The 24,422-nt window shown below is 71.6% G+C and carries 19 protein-coding genes and 1 pseudogene; 9 read left to right on the top strand and 11 right to left on the bottom strand.

From position 1 onward, the window contains the following. The first annotated feature begins 132 nt into the window (after positions 1-132). Together PV342_RS28555 and PV342_RS28550 are read left to right on the top strand one after the other, a co-directional pair. The gene (locus PV342_RS28555) at positions 133-987 is read left to right on the top strand and encodes a GNAT family N-acetyltransferase (RefSeq protein WP_400806216.1); all 855 of its coding nucleotides are present in this window, start codon (positions 133-135) and stop codon (positions 985-987) included. A 173-nt stretch (positions 988-1,160) separates the two neighbouring features. Next, a complete protein-coding gene (locus PV342_RS28550) occupies positions 1,161-1,895 on the top strand; it encodes a GNAT family N-acetyltransferase (RefSeq protein WP_400806219.1) in 735 nt (244 codons plus the stop codon). Between the two features lie 113 nt (positions 1,896-2,008). On the opposite strand, the gene PV342_RS28545 is transcribed toward PV342_RS28550, so the two are convergent. Continuing rightward, entirely contained in the window at positions 2,009-2,998 is a 990-nt protein-coding gene (locus PV342_RS28545; protein ID WP_500319167.1) for a phosphotransferase family protein, read from the bottom strand. Positions 2,999-3,701: 703 nt separating this feature from the next. Here PV342_RS28545 and PV342_RS28540 point away from each other — a divergent pair. The 4 genes from PV342_RS28540 to PV342_RS28525 all read left to right on the top strand — a co-directional run bounded on the left by PV342_RS28540 (position 3,702) and on the right by PV342_RS28525 (position 7,752). Continuing rightward, positions 3,702-5,783, top strand: coding sequence for an NPCBM/NEW2 domain-containing protein (locus tag PV342_RS28540; RefSeq protein WP_500319165.1), 2,082 nt, complete (start codon positions 3,702-3,704; stop codon positions 5,781-5,783). A 381-nt stretch (positions 5,784-6,164) separates the two neighbouring features. Continuing rightward, positions 6,165-6,302 (top strand): hypothetical protein, encoded by a 138-nt coding sequence (locus PV342_RS28535; protein WP_400806226.1) that lies wholly within the window; start codon positions 6,165-6,167, stop codon positions 6,300-6,302. A gap of 119 nt (positions 6,303-6,421) precedes the next feature. Beyond that, the gene (locus tag PV342_RS28530) at positions 6,422-7,087 is read left to right on the top strand and encodes a maleylpyruvate isomerase family mycothiol-dependent enzyme (protein ID WP_500319162.1); all 666 of its coding nucleotides are present in this window, start codon (positions 6,422-6,424) and stop codon (positions 7,085-7,087) included. Positions 7,088-7,203: 116 nt separating this feature from the next. After that, positions 7,204-7,752 (top strand): GNAT family N-acetyltransferase, encoded by a 549-nt coding sequence (locus PV342_RS28525; protein WP_500319160.1) that lies wholly within the window; start codon positions 7,204-7,206, stop codon positions 7,750-7,752. A 69-nt stretch (positions 7,753-7,821) separates the two neighbouring features. Here PV342_RS28525 and PV342_RS28520 read toward each other — a convergent pair whose 3' ends face one another. The 4 genes and pseudogenes from PV342_RS28520 to PV342_RS28505 all read right to left on the bottom strand — a co-directional run bounded on the left by PV342_RS28520 (position 7,822) and on the right by PV342_RS28505 (position 10,492). Further along, positions 7,822-8,385 (bottom strand): 2'-5' RNA ligase family protein, encoded by a 564-nt coding sequence (locus tag PV342_RS28520; protein ID WP_500319158.1) that lies wholly within the window; start codon positions 8,383-8,385, stop codon positions 7,822-7,824. Positions 8,386-8,581: 196 nt separating this feature from the next. Further along, a pseudogene (locus PV342_RS28515) lies at positions 8,582-8,659 on the bottom strand (aminoglycoside phosphotransferase family protein); the annotation flags it as partial. A 112-nt stretch (positions 8,660-8,771) separates the two neighbouring features. Further along, positions 8,772-9,671, bottom strand: coding sequence for a TIGR03619 family F420-dependent LLM class oxidoreductase (locus PV342_RS28510; RefSeq protein ID WP_500319156.1), 900 nt, complete (start codon positions 9,669-9,671; stop codon positions 8,772-8,774). A gap of 449 nt (positions 9,672-10,120) precedes the next feature. Beyond that, positions 10,121-10,492: an iron chaperone gene (locus PV342_RS28505; protein WP_500319154.1), complete on the bottom strand. Its 372-nt coding sequence runs from the start codon at positions 10,490-10,492 to the stop codon at positions 10,121-10,123. 274 nt (positions 10,493-10,766) lie between these two features. On the opposite strand from PV342_RS28505, the gene PV342_RS28500 reads away from it, so the two are divergent. Then, positions 10,767-12,236 (top strand): DEAD/DEAH box helicase, encoded by a 1,470-nt coding sequence (locus PV342_RS28500; RefSeq protein WP_500319153.1) that lies wholly within the window; start codon positions 10,767-10,769, stop codon positions 12,234-12,236. A 186-nt stretch (positions 12,237-12,422) separates the two neighbouring features. On the opposite strand, the gene PV342_RS28495 is transcribed toward PV342_RS28500, so the two are convergent. The 3 genes from PV342_RS28495 to PV342_RS28485 form a co-directional block, all read right to left on the bottom strand. Continuing rightward, positions 12,423-16,115 (bottom strand): S8 family serine peptidase, encoded by a 3,693-nt coding sequence (locus PV342_RS28495; RefSeq protein WP_500319151.1) that lies wholly within the window; start codon positions 16,113-16,115, stop codon positions 12,423-12,425. A gap of 670 nt (positions 16,116-16,785) precedes the next feature. Next, on the bottom strand, positions 16,786-17,208 hold the full coding sequence (locus PV342_RS28490) for a hypothetical protein (RefSeq protein ID WP_500319149.1): 423 nt from the start codon (positions 17,206-17,208) through the stop codon (positions 16,786-16,788). A gap of 39 nt (positions 17,209-17,247) precedes the next feature. Then, positions 17,248-18,120, bottom strand: a complete 873-nt coding sequence (locus PV342_RS28485) for a helix-turn-helix transcriptional regulator (RefSeq protein WP_392612501.1) — start codon at positions 18,118-18,120, stop codon at positions 17,248-17,250. Between the two features lie 189 nt (positions 18,121-18,309). Here PV342_RS28485 and PV342_RS28480 point away from each other — a divergent pair, with 189 nt between their 5' ends. Together PV342_RS28480 and PV342_RS28475 are read left to right on the top strand one after the other, a co-directional pair. Beyond that, positions 18,310-19,071, top strand: a complete 762-nt coding sequence (locus tag PV342_RS28480; protein WP_500319147.1) for an SDR family oxidoreductase — start codon at positions 18,310-18,312, stop codon at positions 19,069-19,071. Between the two features lie 137 nt (positions 19,072-19,208). Then, positions 19,209-20,078 (top strand): LLM class F420-dependent oxidoreductase, encoded by an 870-nt coding sequence (locus PV342_RS28475; RefSeq protein ID WP_500319145.1) that lies wholly within the window; start codon positions 19,209-19,211, stop codon positions 20,076-20,078. 163 nt (positions 20,079-20,241) lie between these two features. Here the strand turns inward: PV342_RS28475 and PV342_RS28470 are convergent, their stop codons facing one another. Genes PV342_RS28470 through PV342_RS28460 form a run of 3 tightly spaced genes read right to left on the bottom strand, consistent with a single transcriptional unit; the run spans position 20,242 to position 23,678 of the window. Continuing rightward, positions 20,242-21,120 carry a geranyl diphosphate 2-C-methyltransferase gene (locus tag PV342_RS28470; protein ID WP_018557596.1) on the bottom strand — a complete coding sequence of 293 codons (879 nt, stop codon included), beginning with the start codon at positions 21,118-21,120 and terminating at the stop codon, positions 20,242-20,244. 52 nt (positions 21,121-21,172) lie between these two features. Continuing rightward, positions 21,173-22,222: a family 2 encapsulin nanocompartment cargo protein terpene cyclase gene (locus PV342_RS28465; protein WP_400806249.1), complete on the bottom strand. Its 1,050-nt coding sequence runs from the start codon at positions 22,220-22,222 to the stop codon at positions 21,173-21,175. 16 nt (positions 22,223-22,238) lie between these two features. Further along, positions 22,239-23,678 carry a family 2B encapsulin nanocompartment shell protein gene (locus PV342_RS28460; protein ID WP_500319142.1) on the bottom strand — a complete coding sequence of 480 codons (1,440 nt, stop codon included), beginning with the start codon at positions 23,676-23,678 and terminating at the stop codon, positions 22,239-22,241. Between the last annotated feature and the right edge of the window lie 744 nt (positions 23,679-24,422).

Raw genomic sequence — 24,422 nt, 5'->3', positions numbered from 1 at the left:
GCCTGGCTGACGTTTGCCGGAACGTACGTCATCCGCGGAGTGAACAAGGCCCTCCCGCCCTGCGCCCGGGCACTGAACTCCTTCGCGCCGACAAGCCCCCCGCCCCTTCCCCGTGAGAGGAGATCCCTTCTCGTGACCTGGTCCATCACGGACAAGCCCGACGTGTTTCGCTCCGAGGCCGGGGCGTTCCTCGACGCACGTCCCGATCTGCACACCATGCTGCTGTCCGGGCTCGACACGATCGAGCGTCTGCACTCCGCGGGCGACACACCGCCCACGGTGCTGGGCTGGTGGCGCGAGCCGGACGAAGCCACGACGTCGGCCGCATTCGTGTGGATGCCACCTCACCTGCTGACCGCGAGCCGCCTTTCACCGGAGGCGGCCGCGGACCTGGCCGCACTTCTCTCCGCCCAGCCGCACCCGTTCACACAGCTCCTGGCCGACGACGCGTCGGTCCGCGCCTTCTCGAGCGCCTGGCAGACGACCACCGGTTTCGCCCCGACGAGCGGACCGCACCTCCGCCTCCACCGCCTCCGGCAACTGGAGCGCCCTGATGTCGCACCCCCTGGGGCGCCTCGGGCGGCAACCGACGGTGACCGGGCTCTTCTCCACGACTGGTGCACCCGCTTCGTCGCGGAAGCCGGCTCGCTGGGGGCCGACCTCGGGGCATTCATCGACGAGCGGATCGCCCGGGCGGGCTGGCGGTTGTGGACCGTCGAGGGCGAACCGGTGGCCATGGCCGCCATGACGGCGGTGGTGGCCGGCATGGCGCGCCTCACCCCCGTCTACACCCTGCCCGAACACCGCGGCATGGGCTACGGCTCCGCCGTCACGGCAGCGGTCTCGCAGGCAGCTCTGGACGCCGGGGCCGAACACGTACTCCTCTTCACCGATCTCGCCAACCCGACGAGCAACAGCGTCTACCGGCGTATCGGATACCACCCCGTATCGGATTACCGAATCGTGGTGACAGGCGCCCCAGAGTGAAGCCCGACCGCACGAACCACAGAATCCCTCCCGGACCGACCACGTCCGAGGCCCAGCCAGAAATGACCCGCATGACGAACGCAGCAAGTGGAGCCGACGTACCGCTCACGGAGGGCGCACTCCCGGAAGAGCACACCTCGAGAGACCTCCGGCACGCCGGGACCTTGGCCCGCGTGACCGCCAACTTCCGCCAGTACCTGACTGGTTGGGGCCCAGCGGAACACGGGGACAGTGACCTCGAACACTTCCGCAGCGGCCTGGCCGCACCGCAGTTCAACGGGGTGGTCCGCCTCCGCTCCCTGGATGCGGTCGAGCAGCTCACGACCACCGCGCGAGAGCGGCTCGCGGGAGTGCCCTGGTGGTGGTGGGTCGGCCCGGACAGCCCCGCGGACACGTCGGCGGCCCTCGCCGAACACGGAGCGACGGAACTCACCACGATCCCCGTGATGGTCAGGCCGCTCGACCAGGAAATGGACCCGACGGAACCACCGGCCGGCCTGCGGATCGAAGCGGTGACCGATCGCGACCATCTGCCGGAGCTGGTGCGCACCTACAGCGCGTCCATGGGGGTGGCACCCGGCCTCGAGTCCGACATCGTGCGGGTCGAGTCACAGCGTCGGGACAACGCGGACATCGTCCGACTGGCGGCGGTCCTCGACGGCCGCGTGGTCGGCACGACCGTGGTGATCGCGGCCCACGACGTGGCCGGGATCTTCATCGTCCACGTGGCGGACACCCACCGCCGACGCGGCATCGGCAAGGCGCTGACCGCGGCGGCGCTCCGTGTGGGACAGGACCGCGGTATGCGGCTGGCGGCACTCGCCGCCAGCCCGGCCGGCGAACCCCTGTACCGGCGCTTCGGTTTCGTCGAGGTCTCGCAGTACCGCCTCTTCGCCTTCCCCGCCTAGCTCGACCCTTGCGGCTGTGCGACCGGGCGTGGTTCGCGGCCCTTCATGCCCGCCGTGCCCGCCGCTTCGCCAGCGCACCACACGACCGCACCGTCGCGTCGAGGCACGCGGCACTACCGGGTCAGCAGTGCGAGCGCCTCCTTCGCGTTGTGGTCGGCGATGCCCCGCATCAGTGCGCGGTGCGGGAAGTCGCCGTCCAGGATGCGCAAGGGGCCGGCCACCAGGGACAGACGCATCGCGAGCATGAACAGGTCGAGCCGTGCGGGATCGAGCCCGGGGCGCGACAGGGCCGGGTAACGCTCACCGAAGCGGAGCTGCAAGAAGACGTGCTCCCACTCGACATCGAAGAACATCAGGCCCTCGATGTCGATGAGGACGGGGTGTCCGTGGGCATCGACCAGGACGTGGTCGGGCCCGAGTTCGCCATGGACCAGCCTGTGTTCCGCGCGCGGGGAGACCCGTGCGGCCAGCTCCTGCAGGCGGTCACGCAATGGGGCCGCGGCCGATCCGATCCGGGGGTCGCGTTCGGCCGCCTCCGCGAGATCCTCGAGGGCACGCTCGAACACGACCTGTTCGCACGAATCGCCGCTCGCCTTGTCGCCCCGCTCCAGCACGTCCACCCTGCCGAAGCGGCGACCGCGCTGCCGGTGCATCACGCCGAGCATGGCCGCCAGTTCGCTCAGGGCATCTGATGCGCGTGCGGGATCCGTCCTCAGGAGTGCTTCCAGCGTGGGTCCCGCAACGTCCTCGACCACCGCGACGTCGGCAGGATGGCGGCGCCGGCTGTCGTCGGCCAGGACCAGTGCCGGAACCCGGACCCCGATGCGGTCCAGCCTCCGCTGAGCGGCCAGGAAGGGAACCAGTCCGGAGGCGGGAGCGAACGGGTGGGCCGCGTCGACGCCCTCCGCGGCCGGCCAGAAGTTCTCGCCCTCGGCCCAGCTGTAGACGATCACACTCGCCGCACGGGAACCGCGCACATGAACCCGGTAGACCCCCTTCTTGCTCCCGCCACGCAACCGGTCCACCCCGACGACGTCGACTCCCGATCCCAGTGCCTCCCGCACGATCCCCGACAGCACTGCGATGTCCGTGAACTGGCGCATCCGCCGAGCCTATCCGCGGGCCGACCCGCGGCGAACCCGGTGCCGTCCCACGGCCGGGGAGGGCCGAGCACACGAGCCAGGGCGGCCGTGCCGGGAGCACAGGGGCCGGGAAGGTGTCCGGACGACCAGTCGGTTGCCGGGGTGAGGACCACCCGGCGAAGTGTCCCGCACCCGCGCCGCGCCCCCTCGCCTCCCGATCACGCCGAGCAACCTCGTACAGCCGATGGAAGCCGAGCGCCCTCTTGTACCGGTCCCGGCACCGCGCTGATGCGGCCGTTCGTATACAGGGAGGCGGCTGGCACGGGGACGCCGCCGCGGAAACCGCGGCGGTGGACGGCACCGGCCGGTACGTGGTTCGTCACGGTGAGACGTCGCGGGTCAGGGCCGTGGCCCTCCGCCGCAAAGGCTTCCGCCGGCACAGACCCCGCGGGTCTCCTCATATGCCTTATCTGACGTCACCTCATGGATGGTCCGATTGGTGACGGTTGGGCTGCGCGACCCGGCCTCACCAGTAACTCTTAATTTAGGAATTATTATTGACGCACGCCCGTAACCCCTGCAGGATCCTGGAAACGAGATCGCAGGCGCGCGGGCATGGACGGGTCCGAGGACACCGCCGCACCCCCGACGAGGGAGCGGCACCTCAGGGTCATGACCGGGACGGGTCGGCACGCCTGATCGATCGGACAGCGAAGGATCCGATGTGAAACGACATCTCACCGCCCTCCTCGCCCTCGTGGCCGGCTTGCTGGCGCTGCCGGCACCCGCCTACGCGAGCCCGGCGGCCGCCACTGCCACGGCAGGGACTCCGGCAGCCGGGCAGGTGCTGAGCCCGACGCCGTACATGGGCTGGAACACCTACTACGCGTTCGGTGGCGATCCCACCGAGGCCGAGATCAAGTCGACAGCCGACTTCCTGGTGACCAGCGGCCTGCGCGACGCCGGCTACCAGTACGTCTGGATCGACGGCAACTGGGCGGCGCCGACCCCGCGCAGCGCTGCCGGCGACCTGACGCCCAACCCCGCTCAGTTCCCGAACGGGCTGTCGCCGCTGGTCGACTACATCCACTCCAAGGGCCTGAAGGCCGGCATCTACACCGACGCCGGCCCCTACATCCCGGGCAAGTGCGGGCTGGGCAGCCACGGCTACTACCAGCGTGACGCGGACCAGTTCGCGGCCTGGAAGTTCGACGCGGTCAAGGTGGACTACCTCTGCGGGATCGCCGCGGACCTCGACCCCGAGACCGTCTACACCGAGTTCGCGCAGGCGCTGCGGAACAACGCCGGCAAGCGCCCCATGATCTTCAACCTCTGCAACCCGGTGACCTCCCCTGACTGGGGCAACTACCCGGAGGAGCAGCAGTCGACGTACTCCTGGAGCTACGCGCCGAAGATCGCGCAGTCCTGGCGGACGTACACCGACGTGGGCTTCGTCGACGAGATCAAGTTCAAGGACGTGCTGCGCAACTACGACGCGAACGCGCGGCATCCCGAGGCCGCGGGTCCCGGGCACTTCAACGACCCGGACTACCTCGGTCCCGAGCACGGGATGTCCGACGAGGAGTTCCGCACCCAGATGACGCTGTGGTCGGTGGCGGCCGCCCCGCTGATCATCGGCAGCGACGTCACCAAGCTGGGCAAGACCTCGCTCAGCACTCTCTCCGACCCCGATGTGCTCGCGATCAACCAGGACCCCGCCGTCGTCCAGGCCGTCCGCGTCGGCCCCGCCGGTACGACGGAGACCTGGGTGAAGCGGCTGGCCAACGGTGACCGTGCCGTCGTGCTGCTGAACCGGGGCGAGAGCCCTGCGACCCTGACCACGAAGGCATCGTCGGTCGGCCTCACCGGGGACCGGTTCACCCTGAAGAACGCCTGGACCAACCAGGTCACCGAGAGCGCCGGCACCATCAGTGCCGCCGTCCCGGCCCACGGCGCGGCTCTGATCCGGGTCGGCCGGGCCACCGGCACGCCCGGTGTTCCGCACGTCGTCGCCGGTCTGCCGCAGCTGACGCAGGTCGGCGGCGACACGGTGCCGGCCGGAACCGCCCCGCTGGTCGCCGGCGGCGACCAGGCCCGGGTCGAGGTCACCGTCCGCAACGACGGTGCGCAGCCGGTCTTCACCCCGCGGGTCGACCTGGCGGTGCCCGCCGGCTGGACGGCCGGTCCCATCGGCAACGCTCCGAAGCTGCTGGACTCCAACCGCTCCGCGACCTTCGCCTTCACGGTGACCCTGCCGGCAGGCGCCGCGCCCGGCAACGTCACGCTGACCGCCACCACCTCGTACGAGGTGACCGGCAAGAAGCGGCTGCGGCAGGAGACGTCCACAGCGATAGTCGTCGCACCGGCGGCACCTGACGGCGACGTCGCGCTCTCGCACCACCAGTGGATCAGCGCCACCAGCGGCTGGATGAGCCCGACGGTCGACCTGAGCGTCGGCGGCTGGTCGCCGATCAGCATGCTCGGCCAGGTCCACCCGACCGGCATCGGGGTCGCCTCGCCGTCCACGATCCGCTACTACCTCGGGGACCGGTGCACCCGGCTGACCGCGACCGTCGGCATCGACGACGCGGTACGCAACGTCGGCCCGGAGGGCGGCACGTCCACCTTCCAGGTCATCGGTGACGGCAAGGTGCTGTTCGACAGCGGTGTGCTGACCCGTGACGACACCCGTCAGGCCGACGTCGACCTGACCGGCGTCCGGGTCCTCGACCTCGTGGTCGGCGACGCCGGCGACGGCGGCTACAACGACCGCGCCAACTGGGCGGGCCTCGACGCCACCTGCTGACCCGGACCGGCCGCACCCAGGAGGCACCACACCCGGGTGCGGCCGATCCGCCAAGCCCTTCGACACGCCTCTCGACACGCCGTGACGCGCTTTCGCGTCACGGCGTGTCGCGTTGCCGGCCCACGGCGGTGAGCGCACCACTTCCGCGCCCAACAGCACCACGACTTCGGCGTCGTGCTCGGCGGTCCGCGGAAGGAGCTGTCCGCGATCCGGCGCGTCACGCACCACAGTGCCCCACGCGGCCTCCTGCCATGGCCCGCCGGCTCCGAGATGTCGTCGGCGCTGCCGTTCGCCGACCACGCCGGCCCGGTCGGCGACGTGCTGCTACTGTGCGGACGCCCTGCCCCCCGGCCGACGACCGAGCCTGGAGAGCACCCGCAGATGGCCCACACCTCGGGATCCTTCCCCTCCGCCGCCGCCTACGCCGACGGCGTGGTGGGCGGCACCGCCGCCCCCTTCAGTTGGAGCGATCTCGAGTCCAGCGCCTTCGCGCGACTGCCGGAACTGCAGGAGACGTGACTCGCGGGCGATGACTTCGCCCGCAAGGAAGAGTCTCCCTCACGAATGCCCCCTGCCGGAGGCCCCGCTTCGGCCCGCCCGCGATGCAGCGCACGACCCGTGACAGGAGACTCTTCCCCATGACCGATCCGGAGCTGACAGCAGACCAGGACCACGGGACCGGGGTCTGGCCTTTGATCCGCGCCGAGCGAGCGGCCCTGGCGGCCGACCTCGCAGATCTGAGCGACGAGCGCTGGACAACGCCATCGCTCTGCAGCGGATTGACGGTGCGTGAGGTGCTGGCGCACCTCACCGCGTCAGCGAGCCTCAATGCCGTGCGCTGGATGGCCGGAGTGATCCGCTGCAGGTTCGACTTCGACAAGCAGGTCGCCATGCGACTTGCCGAGCAACTGGGCACCACACCCGGCGAAACCCTCGGACGGTTCCGCCGCATCATCCCCAGCACCACCAAGCCCCCCTTGCCCGCCATCGCCATGCTCGGCGAGACGATCGTCCATGCCGAGGACATCCGGCTCCCGCTGGGCATCCGTCACGACTACCCCATCGAGGCCGTGACCCGGGTCGCCGAGTACTACCGGGGCTCCGACCTCGTGGTCCTCGCCAAGGGACGCGTCGACGGACTGCAACTCGTCGCCGACGACGGCCCCTTCACCACCGGCACCGGGCCCCTCGTCTCCGGCCCCACCCTGGCCCTGATCATGGCAACGACCGGACGCGCTTCCTCCTGCGACGACCTCGAAGGAGACGGCGTGGAACTCCTCCACGGCCGCTGCCCGGCAGCGTGACTCCGCGTCCCGGGTCGTGGTGTCGGGTCCGGCCCCACCCCGCGAGCGACGGCGCACCCGAGGCCCAGGGCCAAACCGCTGGACACGCTGCGGAGGGCTTCGACACCATCCGCACTGTGACAGATGAACACACCCACCGGTCCCCAGCCATCGCCGGCCTGAGGTCGGTGAGATTCGTCGATCTCACCGGCACGGCCATGAGCGCCCTGCTGGACGACGACCTCGCCGGTGCCAGTACCGAAGCCGGAGTCGGGCTCACGGACTACTTCCTCACTGATCAGGCGAAGTGGGTCTGGCGGTATCGGGTCGACCAGTTGGCCTCGGACCCCCGTAGCGCAGGGTGGCTCACCCGAGCCGTGGTGGCCGAGCCCGAAGGCGTCGTCGTGGGGTACGCCGGGTTCCACGGGCCGCCCGATGAGGCGGGCATGGTGGAGATCGGCTATTCGGTGGCACCCGGCCACCGTCGTCAGGGGTACGCCAGGACGATGTTGACCGAGTTGTTGCGTCGCGCCGCCGCCGAATCCGGAGTCAGGACGGCCAGGGTGACGATCAGCCCCCAGAACACCCCGTCTCTGGCCACGATTTCCGGGTTCGGCTTCGTGGAGGTCGGGGAGCAGTGGGACGAGGTGGACGGCCTTGAGCGAATCTTTGAAGTCGTCGTCTGAAGGCGCTGCTGCCAGCCATAGGCACCAACCCGGTCAGCGTTGCCCGTCACGGCAATGGTGCGACTCCGCTCAAGTTCGCGGAACGGAGACCCGTGGTGCACGCAGGGCGAAATCCGCCTGTTCACGCCACACGATGCCGTCGAAGACCCACAACTGGACCGAACTGACGTGCGTCGCGACCGGCAGTCGACTCGCCAGTTCGGCCTCAAGGGCGTCCAGCACACTCGGCTCCTGGCCGTCCACCACCGTCAGATGTGGAACGACCTCGGCAAACCGGCCCCCATAGGGCGGCGCCTCCGGCCACCGGTCGGCGACGGCCAGGGTGAGTGCCCGGAACTGCTCGTCCGGCTCCGGGGCGAGGTAGAGCACCCCGGGGAAGCGGCCGCACCTCCCGAAACGAAGATCGAAAGCCCTGTGGGATCCGAAGAGCTCCCCCAGGACACCCAAGACTTGATCATCGATGCGGTCCTGGTTCAGAAACGGATAGAGCACCGACACGTGCGCCGGGACCCCGGCCTCCGCCGACACGTCGAACCGCTCACGCCATCCGCCCACGACGGGCTCGGCCTCGGGCACCTTGACGATCAGCGCTGTCTCGCCCGCCCGATACCGACCCACGCCGTCCGCCGCCATGGCGACATCATGCCAGCCAGTCGACTCCCGCCGGCAAGATCACGCCATCCATCACGCATTTCGTCACCCCGGCTGCTCCGTCATCCGCTGGCGACGACTCCGCACGTTGCCGTGCGTAGGGGCGGGCGATGCGCCCCAGGGGATGGCCTGCTCGATGCGTCGGCAACGCCTCCGAAGTATTCGGGCTCCCGCAGCCTCACATCCGGGATCTCAGCACGTCGACCCCACGACCCGGCGCGAACGGGTCGAAGCCGTGCACGATCAGCCGGCGAACCATTGCCGCCCCGGATGCCGGCAGGGCGCGCCCGGTGTCGAGACGCGGGCGGGGCCGGCGTGTTGGGGGGCGGGAGGCGGGACCGCCTCCCGCCCACAGACCCGCGGGAGCGTCAGCCGCGCGCGACGAGGTCCAGTACCCGCGCCATCTCCTCCAACGTGGCGTCGACGTTCGGAGCGGTCATGTTCTCGATCATGAAATGGTCGATACCGGTCCGCTCGCCCAGCATCTTGATGATGTCCACGAGCCGGCCGACCGGCACGCCCTCGGACGGGTTGACGCGCATGATCGTGTCGATTTCGCCGGGGTCGCGCCCTGCCTCTGCGGCCGCCGCATGGATCGCCGCCCGCTGGGCCAGCACCGCGTCCACGTCGAGATATTCCGGCACCACGCACGCGGGAAGCCAGCCGTCGGCCCGCCGGCCGATGCGCTTGAGCGCCGCACCGGAGAAGCCACCGAGGTAGAACGGCAGCCGCGGCTTCTGTACGGGCTTCAACGGAGCGTACTGGAGGGGCACTTCGATGTGTGCGCCGTGATACTCGACCGGATCCCGGGTCCACAGCAGCTCCAGCGCGTCCAGCAACTCGTCCATCCGGGCGCCGCGCTTGCGGAAGTCCACGTTCGCGCTCTCGAACTCCTCAAGGGACCAGCCCACGCCGAAGCCCGGGATCAGGCGGCCTCCACTGACCAGGTCGATCGTGGTCAGGCTCCTGGCCAGTTGCACCGGCGGATACAGCGGCGCGATCAGGACGTGCGCGCCGAGCCTGACCCTTTCGGTCACGGCCGCCGCGATGCCCAGCATGACGAACGGGTCCGCGGCCGTCCGGTACACCTCGGGAATGTAGTTGCCCACGCCGCCCGCCCCGACCTTGGGATGGACCGGGACGAAGTTCCGGTCGCCCACCCACAGGCTCGCGGCCCCGGCTTTCTCCGCCTCGCGCGCGAACTCGGCTGCCCGGGCCACCTCGTGGGCGGCGTTATTGAGATAGGGGATCGCAAATCCGATCTGCATCTGCACTGTCCTTCGGTCGGGGAGCCATGGGCGGGTGGGTGATGTCCGGGCCTCGTGGCAACGCGTGCCACGGCGCACCGGGGAGGCCGACCCCGTCGTCGCCTCGCAGAACCGGCCCGGCACACGCGGGGTCGGCAGTCGGCAAGGGGGCCTCGCAGGACCCCAGGCACACCACCCGGGCGAAGCAACACACAACCGCAAACATACTTGCCGAGTCAAGCATCAGCCCGGCTCCGCGCCATTCACCGGGTCCGAACCCGCGGTCCCGGCACGTACCTCCGTCAGCGGCGGCCCCGCTCACCGGGGATCATCCGCCTATCCGTGCCTCAGGGCAGCCCCGCCCGGCCGCACCGTTGGGGCATGACCACCGACCCCGAACACCGCACGGCTCGGGCACCGACAATGACCGCATCACCGCAGTGGTGGTGTGCCCTGCGAGTCCGCGGGCGTCACATCCACAGCACGCCGTCGTCCTCGTGCTCGCGGACACGGAACGCGATCATGCGGCGCAGCAGGTCGACAGGGACGGGCCGGCCGTACGGAAGCTTGACCGAGCCCTTGCCGGTCGAGAAGCCGTCCAGGTCGGCGTCGAAGGCCTCGCGAGTGCCGGGCGTGAACACGACGTTCGCGTGCTTGGCGTGGGCACTGGCCACGAACAGGATGGTCCCGGACGGGTGCACCCAGGCGGGATGTCCCCACTTGATCGCCTCGCTCGCCTCCGGAGCCCCTTCGAGAGCCAGCGCCCGTACCTGCTCGAGCACCTCCCGGCTCTTCCCGGTGATCCTTTCGATGTACGCGTCGACGGTCTGCGGCCTGTCCATGGCGCCAGTCTGGCACCTCCCGCCGCCTCGCAGCCGTGCTCAGCGCGGGCCCGCACGGAGAATCGGGCCGGGCGGGTAAACTCGCGGGGAAGTGCGATCCCGCAGGCATCGGTACCCGGCGTCGGCACGCACGACGCAGCTGGACCCCACGCGGTATCGACGGGACCACCCGCTGTCGGTCACCGTTTTGTCTTCGGCTCGTTCTGGCGACTCCCCGGCCGCGCATTCCGCCGGGAATTCCCTCGATGCGTGCCCCGTCGAGGAAGGTTCGCCCATGAACCGTTCGCCCCGGAACGACCACCGCTCCGGCCCGGCCGGCCGTTCGCGCCCGCAGGCCCCCGGCCGCTCCGGCGGCAAGGAACGGCCCGCCGGCCCGCAGGCAGAATTCTCGGCACCCGTGACGGTGACCCCGGCGCTGCCGCCGATGACGGCGTTCACGGAGCTCAAGCTGCCGCCGGCCCTGCTGAAGACCCTGACCGATCTCGGCGTGCACGAACCGTTCCCCATCCAGGCCGCCACCCTGCCGGACGCGCTGGCCGGCCGGGACGTGCTCGGCCGGGGGCGTACCGGCTCGGGCAAGACCCTGGCCTTCGGCCTGCCGCTGCTGGCCCGCACGGCCGGACAGCGCGCCGAGCCCAAGCGGCCCCGGGCACTGGTCCTGGTGCCCACCCGTGAGCTGGCCCAGCAGGTCACGGACGCGCTCACCCCCTACGCCCGGGCGCTGGACCTCCGGCTGGCCACCGTGGTCGGCGGCCTGTCGATCGGCCGGCAGGTCGGGGCGATCCGCGCGGGGGCCGAGGTCGTCGTCGCGACGCCCGGGCGACTGAGCGACCTCGTCACGCGCCGTGACTGCCACCTGGACCACGTGCGCATCACGGTCCTGGACGAGGCGGACCAGATGGCCGACATGGGGTTCATGCCGCAGGTCACCGAGCTGCTGGACCAGGTGCGGGCCGGTGGCCAGCGGATGCTGTTCTCGGCCACGCTCGACAACAACATCGACCTCCTGGTCCGCCGCTACCTGACCGACCCGGTGGTCCACTCGGTCGACCCCTCGGCCGCGACCGTCGTCGCCATGGAGCACCACGTGCTGTACGTGCACGCCGCCGACAAGTACGCCGCCGCCACCGAGATCGCCGCCCGCGACGGCCGGGTGATCATGTTCCTGGACACCAAGCACGCGGTCGACCAGTTCACCAGGCACCTCGAGGGTTCCGGGATCCCGGCGGCGGCCCTGCACAGCGGGAAGTCCCAGCCGCAGCGCACACGGGCGCTGGCCCGCTTCAAGACCGGCGAGGTGACGACGCTGGTGGCCACCAACGTCGCCGCCCGGGGCATCCACATCGACGACCTGGACCTCGTGGTCAACGTCGATCCGCCGGGCGACTCCAAGGACTACCTCCACCGCGGTGGCCGGACCGCGCGGGCCGGCCGGTCGGGCCAGGTGGTGACCCTGGTGACCACTCACCAGCGCCGCGACGTGACCCGGCTCATGTCCGACGCGGGCATCCGGCCGACGATCACCCAGGTGCGTTCCGGCGAGGCGGCGCTGAGCCGGATCACCGGGGCCAAGGCCCCGTCCGGCGTCCCCGTCGCGGGCGCACCGGCCGCGAGCACGCCGGCCCGTGGTGGTGCCCCGTTCCGCGGCCTGGGCACGAGGCCCGGCCGGGAGTCGCGCAAGGCGGCAGAGGCCCGCCAGATGGCGGCGGCCCGCGAGGCCGCCCGCATCCGCCGGGGCAAGTGACCCCGCGCAGGCCGCGCCGCCCCACCCGTCGCCCTGGCCCGGGCATTGCACACCGCACCGGTGAGCGGCCCGCCGTCGGGTTCACCGGGCCGTAACGGAGACACGGCCGGCGCCGCTCTCGCGGGCCGTGCGCCGGTGCGAGCCGCCCCTGCGGGCCGCCCGCACCGGCGCCGTGCCGGTCGCGGACTATCCGGCCGGCCAGTGCGGCCACGCCGGGGCGTAGCCGCACCACTCCTCGGGGCAGCCGACGCGGTAGGCCCTGGTGACCGTCTCCGTCAACGACGCGCCGGAGCGGTCCGCCGCGGTCACCCGCAGCGAGACCCAGCCGGCGCCGGTCGCGGGCACGGTCACCCGCCGGTCGCCGTCCCGGCCCCGGACCTCGGCGGTGTGCCAGGTGGCTCCGTCGTCGGTGGAGTACCGCACCGACACCCGCTCGACGCCGGCGCCGCCGCTCGCTCCGGACTGCCGGCCGATGCCCAGGCCGAAGGTGAACTCCCGGCCGGCCGGGACCGAGTTGTCTCCGTCGAGCCCGGCCATGTCGTAGCGCGTGTCGAGCAGCGGCAGCGGACGCTCGCCACCGGTGTGCTCCGAGCGGAAGCGCCAGGTGTCCTTGATGTGCGTGCCCAGCTTCCACTCCGGGCTCTCGTGGTGCGCGGAGGAGGTCAGCTCGTACCACTGGCCGCGTGCGGGCACGTCGAAGACGCCCTGTCCCGGCTCGTCGTTACGGGCGATCACCTTGCCCGATCCGTCGCGCAGCACCGTCTCGCCGGACTCCACGATCCGCAGCGGTTCGGACCGGTGGCCCGCCGCGTCCGAGAACATCGGCAGCGCGAGACGCAGCTTGTCCCCCGCGCGGGTGGCCTGCGCCCGGCCGTCGGGTCCGTTCACCGACAGCGACGGGTTGAACGGCGCGGTCAGCCAGTTGTCCGTGACCGTGCGTCCCTGGCGGAGGACCGTCGGGTCGGTGTACTGGGCCCCCAGCGGGCCGGCTTCCAGCGCGTACTCGAACGTGGCCGTCGTCCACGGCACTTCGGGCGTGTAGTACGCCGTCATCCGGTGCGGTGCGCGGAACACCGTCGACTGCTGGGCGAGATTCAGTCCGCGGTAGGTCACCCATCCGTAGATCCCCTTGGGGTCGTTGGGGTACCCGGTGGTACGGAAGCTGTGGTCCACGCGGGCCAGGTCCCGGCGCCGGTCCTGCCAGTTCGCGCCGGCCGGTACCCCGTCGTCATGGGTGTGGAAGGTGAAGTAGGTGCGTTCGCCGTTGCGCTCCCCCTTGATCCGGAGGGTCACCTCGCCCTTGGCGAGGCGCTCGCGCAGCAGGCTCACGCCGTGGTCGCCGATGCCCAGCGTGGGGTCGGCCGCGTCGATCGACGCCGAGCCGGCCAGCAGGATCGCCGCCGGCCGGTGCGCCTTGACCGCCTGGTAGCGCCCGTCCAGTTCCTCCCAGGGCAGGCTCCAGTCGGACTCCAGGAGCACGATCCGGTCCTCGATCTCGAGCCCCGTCAGGTCCCCGCCGTCGCCGGCGTCGGTGACCCGCTTCTCCAGGTCCCAGTCCGTCCGCTGCGTCATCAGCCCCACCGGCACGTCCACCGGGGTGCCGGAGCCGCCGACGGTCGTGGCGAGGACGGACGGCTGCTCCCAGGAGGCGGCGGAGAAGTACGTCAGTCCGGGGATCTTGGCGCTGCCCACGGCATAGGAGCGGTACGCGCCGGAGTAGAGCTGCGCGACCAGGCCCTTCGGGGCGCCCGCGCCGGCCGACGAGACCAGCCCGGTCGCCGAACCCCACTCGTTGATCCGCATCTGCGGGTCGTCGATGCCCGTGGTGACCGGCTTCGCTGCGGACAGGTCGGTCCTCAGCGTCCGGTCGCCTGTGAGGGTGACGCGCCGGGCGACGGCGACGGACGTCTCGGGCACGCTCGCCCTGCCGTACCGGACGTACTCCCACACCCCGCCGAACACCCGGTAGTCGCCGACCGGCAGGCGCAGTTCCTCGGTCCCCTCGGTGAGGCTGACCAACTGGGACTCGCCGGTCCTCTCGTTCTGCACCACCAGGTTGGTGTACGCCGCCTCGACGCCGGGCCGCAGGGCCGCGGCCTCGAGGGTGAGGGTGGCGCTCGGTGCCTCCGCGTCGACGCCGACGGGGGTGCGCGCCGTGCTGCCGTCACTGCCGCGCGCGGTGATCCAGGCACTGTGGGCGCCGGCGGACGCCCGGGCGGTGTCGATGCGTACGGTCGCCTCGGCGGTGCCGCCCGCAGGGACGGTCAGCCTGCGGGTGACGAGCGAGACGGGTGCGTTCCCGGTCAGGGAGAGGTTCAGCCGGATGTCCTTGGACCCGCTGTTGCGGTAGGCCACCGTGCGGGTCGGGTTGCCGGCGTACGGCCAGGTCAGCTCGGCGGAGACCGCGGCCGGGGAGGCGGTGACCCGCGAGGAGAGCGCGCCGGGCACGTCCACACTGCCCGCGCCCTGCTCGTACACGCCCGCGCCGTCGACCGGGTCGGCCGCGCCCATGAGCGCCGCCTTGAGCTGCTGCGCGGCCCAGTCGGGATGCCGCTGCTTGAGGATGGCCGCCGCCCCGGAGACGTGCGGGGTCGCCATGGAGGTGCCGCTGATCGTGGCGTAGAACTCGCTGTTCGCGGCCCCGTCCAGGGTGCCCGCCGCGCGGGCCGCGGTGATCGCGCTGCCGGGCGCGGTGATCTCGGGCTTGACGCCGCCGTCGGTCACCGCCGGGCCCTGGGAGGAGAACGAGGACATGCCGCCCTCCTTGGTGACCGACCCGACGGTCAGGGCGCTCGGCGCGGCGGCCGGCGTGCCGATGCTGCCCGGCGTGCCCTCGTTGCCGGCCGCGACGACGAACAGCGGCCCGCCGTCCGCGGACAGGGTCTCGACGGCCTGGGAGACCGGGTCGCTGCCGTCGCTCGGCAGGCTGGAGCCGAGGCTCATCGAGACGATGTCGGCGTCCTGGTCGGCCGCCCACTCCATGCCTTCGAGGATCCCGCTGAAACTGCCGGAACCGCCGCCGTCGAGCACCTTGCCGATCAGCAGCCCGGCCCCCGGCGCCACGCCCTTGTAGCGTCCCTGCGAGGCGGCGCCGCTTCCTGCCACGGTCGAGGCGACGTGCGTACCGTGGCCGTTGAGGTCGGTGACGTCCTCGTCCCAGGTGAAGTTCTTCTCCGCCACGACCTTGTTCTTCAGGTCGGGGTGGGCCGGGTCGTACCCGGTGTCCAGTACGGCGACCTTCACGCCCTTGCCGTCGAGGCCCTTGCGCCATGCCTCGGGCGCGCCGGTCATGGCGACGGACCGGTCGAGGCTGGCCTCGACCTCGGCGTCCAGCCAGAGTTTCCCGGGTGCGGCGGAGCGGGACGTCTCGCCGGCGGCGAGGAAGCCCCGCCAGGCCGCGGTCGCCTCGGACTTGGCGACCGTACGGGCCGCCAGCCCCAGTTCGGGGAAGGTGTCCCGCTGCGTGGACCCGCGCAGTGCGGAGCCGGCCCGGGCCGTCGTGATCAGCGGAATGGACGTCCGGGTGGCGTCGTCGAGCCCCTGCGCGGCGAGTGCGGTGACGTCGAAGAGCCGGCGGTCGACCCGCCCTTCGGCCAGAGGCTGTGTGGCGTCGACGGGAATCACGTACTCGTGGTCGTTGATCCTCGCCCGGGTGAACGCGATGTGACCGCGGCCCTTGCCAGGGGTCACCCCGCTGACCTGGAGTCCGCTCCCGCTGCCGGTGAAGGCGACCCGGTCGCCGCTGATCATTGTGACGGTGTACCGCCCGGGCGGCGCGGGTGGCGCGGTGGCCGGACGGCCGGTCCCGCCGACCGGCTCCGGCTCGGCTGCGGCCGGCAGCCCGGTGGCGAGCAGCGCCACCGCGGTGGCCGCGACCACGGCCGCGGTCCTCGATCTGGATCGCATAACCTTGTACCAACTCCCCTGAGATCGCCCGATGAACGAGCGTCACCGGCGTGTGCCCGGCCACAGTCGGGCCAGGGGTTGACGCCGTGCCAGGTGGAGGGGCTGACGCAAAGGCGCCATGTCACCTGTTCGCCAATCGGCCAGGCTGCGTATGTCGACGCGACCGGGGACCGCGCTCCGGAGCGGGCTCGCGCGGCCCCGAAAGCCCGCCCGGCATCGGGGGGCAGGCCCAGGCACTGCGTCCGTGTGCTCCTGCGGGGCCCGCTGCCCTGCGTGCGGCGCGACGACAACTGCCGGTAGACCCGCGCGCGTTCCGGATCCGCCGACGGAACACCTCCGCCGCGACCCACCGGATCCGGGGCACCGGCCCCGGATCTGCGCCGGTCCGTGTACGGTCCTTCCCGTGGTCAGCGTCGAGCGCGCGGCGGCGCCGAGGCCTGCCCATCGTCTCGGACCGGCGCCTCGGGGCTCTCGCGGTTGACCGAGGCAGGGCGAGCCATGCGCCGGTTCCGATCGACCACCGCCCCTCCCCCTGTCCGGGCGCCTTGACCGGGATGACGCATGGCCGTTCAGTGCCGGCTTGGGGCGAACGATCTGGGCCCGCTGTCCTTTCGGGGCTCCGCTGTCCTCCAGAGGTGGACACCTAAACCATGCCGAAAAGGTGGTCCGTGGGCCCGTAATCGATCTTCCAGTCGGCATAGACGCCAACGGCCCCGTCCTGCCGGCACCTCAGCCCGACGGTCACCCAGCGGACAGAACCGTCGTCGGCGAGTGAGAACGCGACCGCGGTCTCGAACTCCTCGCTCCCGCAGGGGCAGCCGGCCTCGCCGGGGTCCGCGTCCTCCCAGAACTCCTCGCTGTCCGCGACGAACGCGCGGTCGCCGCAACCTGCACACACGCGCTCGGCTGCCCCCTCGACATCGTCAACGAGTACGCAGAACACGCGCCCGCCACACCTGTCGCAGACGGCGGGAACGATCCTCACCGGGCGGTGGTCCACGGCGCTCCGGAGAAACCACGCGAGCTCCGGGGAGACGCCCTCATCGACCTGATCATCAGCATGCACAGGCACAGCGTTCCAGACGCCCGGACCGGCACCCACTCGTCAGGGTGCCTTCGGATGTGGCGCGTCCGTCCGCCCGTCGTGCGCCGCACCGGCGGACCCGCTCTGTGCGAGGGCGGTCAGGAGCCGCAGTTTCTCGTCGCTGTCGCTGTCCTTGTCCGGGTAGTAGACGACGAGGATGACGTCGTCGACGGGGAGTTTGTCGCGGTGGAGGCGGAGTTCACCGACGACGGGGTGGTTCACCGTGGCCGTGCCCCCGTCCAGACGGCGCACGTCGTGGCGGGCCCACAGGGTGCGGAACGGCTGACTGCTCAGCGCGAGCTCTCCGACGAGCTCGACGAACCGGGGGTTGTCCGTGTCGTCCCCGATCGTGGTGCGCAGGGCGGCGACGAAATCGGCGGCCGCCTTCGTCCAGTCGCGCTGGAAGGCCTGCTCCTCGGGGTCGAGGAACAGGGAACGAAGCCGGTTCTCGCCCGGCCGCAGGCGGGGGGAGAGCGCGAGCGCCATCGCATTGGAGGCCAGGACGTCGAACGCGCGCCCTTCGACGAACGCGGGGATCTGAAGGTGGGCGAGCAGTTCGTGCACGCGTGCCGGTACGTGCTCGGGCCGCTTGCGGCGCGGCGCCCTGGGGCGTGCCGCGGTCAGGCCGAGCAGATACGTCCGCTCGATGTCGTCGAGCTGCAGGACGCGCGCGAGTGATTCGAGGACCTGGGGCGAGGGGTTCGTGTCACGGCCCCGTTCCAGGCGCAGGTAGTAGTCGGGGCTGATTCCGGCCAGCAGGGCGACTTCCTCACGGCGCAGGCCGGGCACGCGGCGATTGCCACCGGGCGGGAGCCCTGCCTGCGCCGGGGAGACCAGCTCACGCCGGGCACGCAGGTAGCTGCCGAGCCGGTTGCCGGATTCCTCATCCCTCATACCGCCACCGTAATGCGGTCCGCGGAGGTCAGAGGGGGCCCTTCCAGGACCAGGGAAGACCGGGGCCCTGCCACCCCCCGCGCATTCCGTCGAGACTTCGGTACCACTGCTTCGAAAGAGACAGCGGCCATCGCTGTCCGCGCCGCGGGCCTGAGCTCCGCCGGCGCCCTGGACTGAAGGGAAGATCTTGTGGATCTCTCCAACCGCACCGTGCTCGTCGTCGGCGGAACCTCGGGTATCGGCCGGGAGCTGGCCCGCCGCTTCGCCGCGGCGGGCAGCACCGTGGCCGTCGGCGGCCGCAGCCCGCAGGCGCTGTCGGAACTCGCCGAGGAGGGCTTCGGCACATTCCCCGTCGACGTCACCGACAGTTCCTCCGTCGCGGATTTCCGTGACGCCGTGCTCGCCCGGCACCCGGGACTGGACACCGTGGTGACCATGTCCGGCGTCATGATCACGGAGGACCTGCGCGACCCCGCGCACTTCGAGGTGGCCCAGAGGACGATCGACACCAACCTGGTCGGCACCATCAGGGTCGTCGACGCCTTCACCCCCCACCTGATCCGGCGGGGTGCCGGCACGTTCATCACCGTCACCTCGGGCATCGCCTTCCTGCCGTTCCCGCCCATGCCCAGTTACGCCGCCTCGAAGGCCGCGGTGCACGCCTACTCCGAGGCACTGCGGGCGCAGCTCGACGGCACCGGTGTCGGCGTCGTCGAGCTCGTCCCCCCGGCCATCGCCACGGCGGGCCAGGAGAAGGTGAACCCGCACGCGCTGCCGCTCGACGGTTTCGCCACCGAGGTCATGCACCTGCTCTCACAGGACCCCACCCCGCGCGAGCTCCTCGTGAAGGGCGTCCTCATGCACCGCTGGGCCGAGCGGGACGGCACCTACGACGACCTCGTCGCACGGCGCTCCCAGGCCCTGGCCATGCTCCCCGGCCGCGAAGGCTGACACCCCCACCGGGCCCGGGCAGGGGGTGAGGGGCCCCGGCCGTACGGGTGACGCGCCGTGCCGCCTCCGCGCACGGCGTGCCACGTCGCCCGAACGCGTCCGCGCTCGCCGCTTAGGGTGCCGCCAGGAGGTGGCGGATGCGAGTGGGACTGCACGCGCTCGGCATCGGTGACGGCGCCCGTCCGCAGGTCATCGCGGCGGTGGCCACAGCGGCGGAGACGCACGGCTTCGCCAGGCTCTGGTGCGGCGAGCACGTGGTGCTGGTGGACGCGCCCGCTTCCCGCTACCCCTACTCCGCGGACGGCCGGATCGCGGTGCCCGCGGACGCGGACTGGCTGGACCCCCTGCTCGCCCTGAGCTACGCCGCGGCCGTCACCAGCCGGATCGAGCTCGCCACCGGTGTGCTCCTGCTGCCCGAGCACAACCCGGTCGTGGTCGCCAAGCAGGCCGCCACACTCGACGTGCTCTCAGCCGGACGCTTCACCCTGGGGGTGGGTGCCGGCTGGTCCACCGAGGAGTTCGCGGCGCTCGGAGTCCCCTTCGCCGGGCGCGGGCGGCGCACCGAGGAGTACCTCGCCGCGATGCGCGCCCTGTGGACCGGTGATCCCGCCTCCTTCGCCGGGGAGTTCACCCGCTTCGACGCGATCCGGGTCAACCCCAAGCCGCTGCGCGGCGGCCGGCTCCCGGTCGTGATCGGCGGCAACAGCGACACCGCCCTGCGGCGCGCGGCCGGGCTCGCCGACGGCTGGTACGGCTTCAACGTCCCCGTCGTCGACGTCCCCTCCCGTGTGGCCGTCCTCGCCGACGAATGCGCCCGCCACGGCCGTACCCTGGACGACCTCACGGTCGCCGTCGCCCTGAGCGACGGCACACCCGAGCACCTGCCCGCGCTCACCGCGGCAGGCGTCTGCGAAGTCGTCGTCGTCGCCGCACCCCCGCGCTCGCCCGACGCGGCCGCCGCCTGGGTCGCGGAACTCGCCCGGACGTGGATCGCACCCGGGCACTGAGCGGTTCAGACGGCCGGCCCCACCCGCCCGCTGAGGGGTCTCCTCGCGGGAAGACCCGTTCGCCGCCGACGCGGCGCCCCTCACCGGCGCGGCTGTCACGCGCCGGTGAGGGGCGGTTGCCCGTGGGCGGCGTCCACGGGCACGGGGATCGCCGTGCGAAGGGTCAGACCCGGTCGGCCACGATGAGCAGGTACTGGAAGCTGCCGTTGCGGTAGGCGGTCAGGAACGTGTCCTCGATGCCGGTGACCAGATGGTCCGCCTTCTTGCGCAGCTCCCAGTAGGGGATCGCGGCCTCGGTCAGGTCCTCGACGTGGACCGGTACCAGACGGTGGCGCGCCATCGCCCGGAAGTACGCCGAGCGTGGGTGGATGTCGCAGATGTAGTGCGCGTTGATCAGGGACACCTCACGTGAGGCCTGGCCGTAGGTGTCGTTGTAGCAGCCGGTGACGGTCACGTACCGACCTCCGCGCCGCAGCAGACGGGCGTGCTCGGCGAACAGCAGGTCCAGCTCGACGTACATCGTGGACTCGTTGTTCCAGGACGCCGCGTATCCGCCGGTCTCGAAGCCCGTGTCGAGCATGTTGCGGTGGTGGTAGCGGACCTTGTGCCCGATGCCGCGGGCACGGGCCTGCTCGTTGGCGAAGTCGGCCTGCTTCGTGGAGAGGGTGACCCCGTCGGCGTGGCAGCCGTAACGCAGATGCGCGACGACGCTGCCGCCGCCCCGTCCGCAGCCGGCGTCGAAGACGCGTTCGTCCGCGGACAGGTCGCCCAGGTGGGAGGCGAGGAGTTCGGCCTGGGCGTGCTCCAGGCGGTGCAGTTCGGCGGTGAGGCGCTTGCGCCGGATGCCGGGATCGGGTTCGTCGAGGACCGAGGTGTCGGCCTCCCCGATGCCGTAGTGGTGGTGGTACAGGTCGTCGATCTTTCCGAGTTCGAGGTTGACCGGGTTCTCCTCGGCGTTCCAGTAGTCCGCGATCCGGGTCTGGTAGGTCGACTGGGCCGGGACCGGAAGAACCGCGGGCCGGGCGGCAGGGGCGTTGGTCAAGTGGTGCTCCTCGTGGTGCGGGTGCCGTGTGCCAGTGGGTCACAGGCGGTGGTTACCAGTAGTCGGGCAGGTGGTAACGGTGGCTGTTGGTGGCGTGCCACTCGTGGTTGCCGGACACCCAGGCGGCGAGCCCCCGGGCGTAGCGCTCCACGACGGGCGAGGTCGCCGAGAGCAGGGCCGACTCCTCTTCGAAGGCCGCCATGATCGTGTTGTGGATCTCGACCGAGCGCAGGTAGGCGGCCTTCAGCCCGCACCGCTCGTTGGCGGCGACGACCTGCGGGAGGTTGAGGTGTGACGGATCGCTGGCCAGTTCCTTGGTGAAGGAGTACAGGTCGTTGACGATCGTCGTGGCGTTGCAGGCGAGGGCCGTGATCCGCTGGATCTCGGGGCGGGCGTAGGCCGGCTCGGGCAGTTCGTAGCCGTCGACGGCGTCCACGATGGACAGGCAGGGGCGGAAGTTGTTGAACTGCCGCATCACCAGGTACTCCCAGACCTGGGGCACGTACCGGGTCTCCGCCCAGGCGGCCTCGGCCAGGTAGCCCAGGTGCAGCCGGGCGACGTCGTGGACGAACCGGTCGGTCTGGCTGGGTGTGGCCAGCGCGGCGAAGTCCCGCAGCGCGAGGTGGTAGGAGCGCAGCGGGCCGTCCGCCCGGACGCCCTGCCGCCACTCCTCCTCCAGTTCGGGCGTGCCGTGGTACGGGTCGAGTGCCGACTGGGCGATGACCAGTCGTCCGCCCAGGCCCTTGCGCGCTCCTCCGCGGCCCTCGTCCTCCTCGCAGTAGCAGGAGTCGACGATGTTCTCGGCGAGCAGCAGCTTGCCGGCGGCGGTGAGGCGGTCCAGGTCGGCGGCGCCCGGGTGCTGGAGCACGACGGCGCGACCGAACTGGAAGCCGGCGAAGTCGCCCTGCCAGGCCGAGGGGAACAGGTCGTTCGCGCGGGCCCAGGTCTCCACCCGCAGGTCGACCTGCCGCACCTTCTCCGGGTCGGCGGGCACCGCGGGCCGGTACAGCAGCCCGGGGATCGCGCCGGTGCGCCGCGCTCTCGCGCCGCGCACCGGGCTGGGAGGTCCGGGCAGGGTGAAGGCGGTGGGGTGTGTGGTCACGGGGCGCTCCAGGCCGTCATTCGGGGAGCCGGCCGACCTGGACGTTCTCCAGGATCCCTGCCGCGTCGGGCACGAGGACGGCCAGCGAGTAGTAGGCGGTGACGAGGTAGCTGATGATCGCGGCGGAGTCGATGCCCATGAACCGGACGTTCAGGCCCGGCTGGTGCTCCTCGGGGATCCCGGTCTGGTAGAGGCCGACGACGCCCTGGTCGGCCTCGCCGGTGCGCAGCGCGATGATGCTGGTGGTCTGGTCGTCGCGGATCGGGATCTTGCCGCAGGGCAGGATCGGGACCCCCCGCCACGCCGGCACCTCGTGGCCGTCGACGGTCGCGGTGCCGGGCATCAGACCGCGCCGGTTGCACTGCCGGAAGAAGGCCGCGATCGCCTTGGGATGCGCGAGGAAGACCTTCGTCTTGCGGCGCATCGACAGCAGTTCGTCCATGTCGTCCGGCACCGGCGGGCCGGAGAAGGTGCTGACCCGCTGGCCGTAGTCGACGTTGTGCAGCAGGCCGAACTCACGGTTGTTGACCAGCTCCCACTCCTGGCGTTCGCGGATCTCCTCGACGGTCAGGCGCAGTTGCTGCTCGGTCTGGTCCATCGGGTCGTTGTAGAGGTCGGCGACCCTGCTGTGGAGCCGCAGCACGGTCTGGGTGAGGGACAACTGGTACTCGCGCGGCGCGAGCTCGTAGTCCACGAATCCGCCGGTGAGCGTCGGCTCGCCCACGTGGCCGGCCTGCACCGGCACATCGGCCTCGCCCTTGCGGTTCATCGGCCGGTGCTGCCGGTCCACCCAGGACCGCAGGTGCGCGCCGAGGGAGGGCGCCCGTTCGGTGAGGTCCTCGACGGCGGCCCAGGGCATCGAGAGGACCACCCCGGCGGTCTCGGCCCGCACCGAGGCCGACCACAGCGGATCGGACTGCCCCACGGCCTCGTCGCCCAACTGGTCGCCGTCCGTGACGACCCCGACGATCCCCTCGTCGCCGTACTTGCCGCGGGTGTAGCGGGCGAACCGGCCGTGGACGACCAGGTACACCTCCGTCACGGGCTGGCCGGCCTCGAAGAGCACCTGGCCCGCGCGTACCTCCTGGGGCCGGAAGTGGCCGGCGATCTCCCGCAGGACGTCCGTGTCGTCGTAGCCGCGCAGGACCGGCAGCTCGGTGAGCGACTGCGGGATGACGCGGATGTCGTCGCTCCCGTTGTGCTCGAAGTGCACGCGGCCGCGATTCGTGCGCAGTTGCAGGCGCCGGTTGACCCGGTACGTGCCGCCCTTGACGTCCACCCACGGCAGGGCCTTCAGCAGCCATCGCGAGGTGATGGCCTGCATCTGCGGCTGCGACTTGGTGGTCGTGGCGAGCTGGCGCGCCGCGCGGGTGCTCAGGCTGGTGAGCTGCTCGGCCGTGGGATCACGGGCGGGCTCTTCGACGGCGGAACCGGTGGCGCTGTCCAGTGTGGACACATCCCCTCCAGCAGGGCTGGTGAACGAACGGAGGCGACCGCGGCGGCCGGTGACGACGTGACCGCGGTGACCCTGTGATCCACTCAAGCAGCCCGGATCCGGCGCGAGGTACGGCGTGAACGGGGCGGATCAGCGCTCCGGGGGTGGTAAACCTGCTGTTGGGGGCAGGAGTGGCCGAGAGAGTGCTCCTGCGCCACCGGACCGCTTCCGTGAGCCGTGTGACGTGTCCCCCGGCAGGGATTGGCGGGCGGGGACGCCGTCACCGGGACGCCGCCACGGGCCGCTCCGGCTCCCCGACGGCACTCCGGCGGCCGTCTCGGCGCCGCCTGGCGGGCCAGGCCGGTACCGGTGCCCGCCTGCGCGCCGCGGGGCCTCGGCCGCCCTTGGCGCACGCCTCGTCACCCGTCCGGCGGGGGCGTGCGAGCGCCGACGGCGTACGCCTGCCGGACCCGCGAATCCACGGTGCCCGCGGTCCCGGGCCGGCGGCGGCGTCCCGGACGACTCGCGACGCTACCCGTCCGCCGGCCCCAAGGGAACCTCGTGGGCACCGGGAGCGGGGATCGCGTCGGCTGCTGCCGCGCGCCCCTCGCACGCCCCTCGGGCGTGTCGTCCAATGCTCGCCTGCCCCGCGGCGCATGTGACGACACGCCCTAGGTGTTCTGTCCACAGAGGTTGGTGACGGATCTCTCGGCTGAGGGATCTTGAAATGGGTGAGGGCCTTCTGGCTCGGTGTGGATTGCGACA

Origin of the sequence: Streptomyces sp. PA03-3a, from assembly GCF_033792735.1 — a bacterium.
Classification (GTDB): Bacteria; Actinomycetota; Actinomycetes; order Streptomycetales; family Streptomycetaceae; genus Actinacidiphila.
This window is presented reverse-complemented; position numbering and strand designations above follow the sequence as displayed.

Bases quoted from the DNA above. Each gene is read 5' to 3' on its own strand.
- PV342_RS28545 (WP_500319167.1), bottom strand. From the start codon at position 2,998: ATGCGCCAGTTCACGGACATCGCAGTGCTGTCGGGGATCGTGCGGGAG.
- PV342_RS28535 (WP_400806226.1), top strand. From the start codon at position 6,165: ATGGCCCACACCTCGGGATCCTTCCCCTCCGCCGCCGCCTACGCCGAC.
- PV342_RS28530 (WP_500319162.1), top strand. From the start codon at position 6,422: ATGACCGATCCGGAGCTGACAGCAGACCAGGACCACGGGACCGGGGTC.
- PV342_RS28520 (WP_500319158.1), bottom strand. From the start codon at position 8,385: ATGGCGGCGGACGGCGTGGGTCGGTATCGGGCGGGCGAGACAGCGCTG.
- PV342_RS28510 (WP_500319156.1), bottom strand. From the start codon at position 9,671: ATGCAGATCGGATTTGCGATCCCCTATCTCAATAACGCCGCCCACGAG.
- PV342_RS28505 (WP_500319154.1), bottom strand. From the start codon at position 10,492: ATGGACAGGCCGCAGACCGTCGACGCGTACATCGAAAGGATCACCGGG.
- PV342_RS28500 (WP_500319153.1), top strand. From the start codon at position 10,767: ATGAACCGTTCGCCCCGGAACGACCACCGCTCCGGCCCGGCCGGCCGT.
- PV342_RS28485 (WP_392612501.1), bottom strand. From the start codon at position 18,120: ATGAGGGATGAGGAATCCGGCAACCGGCTCGGCAGCTACCTGCGTGCC.
- PV342_RS28475 (WP_500319145.1), top strand. From the start codon at position 19,209: ATGCGAGTGGGACTGCACGCGCTCGGCATCGGTGACGGCGCCCGTCCG.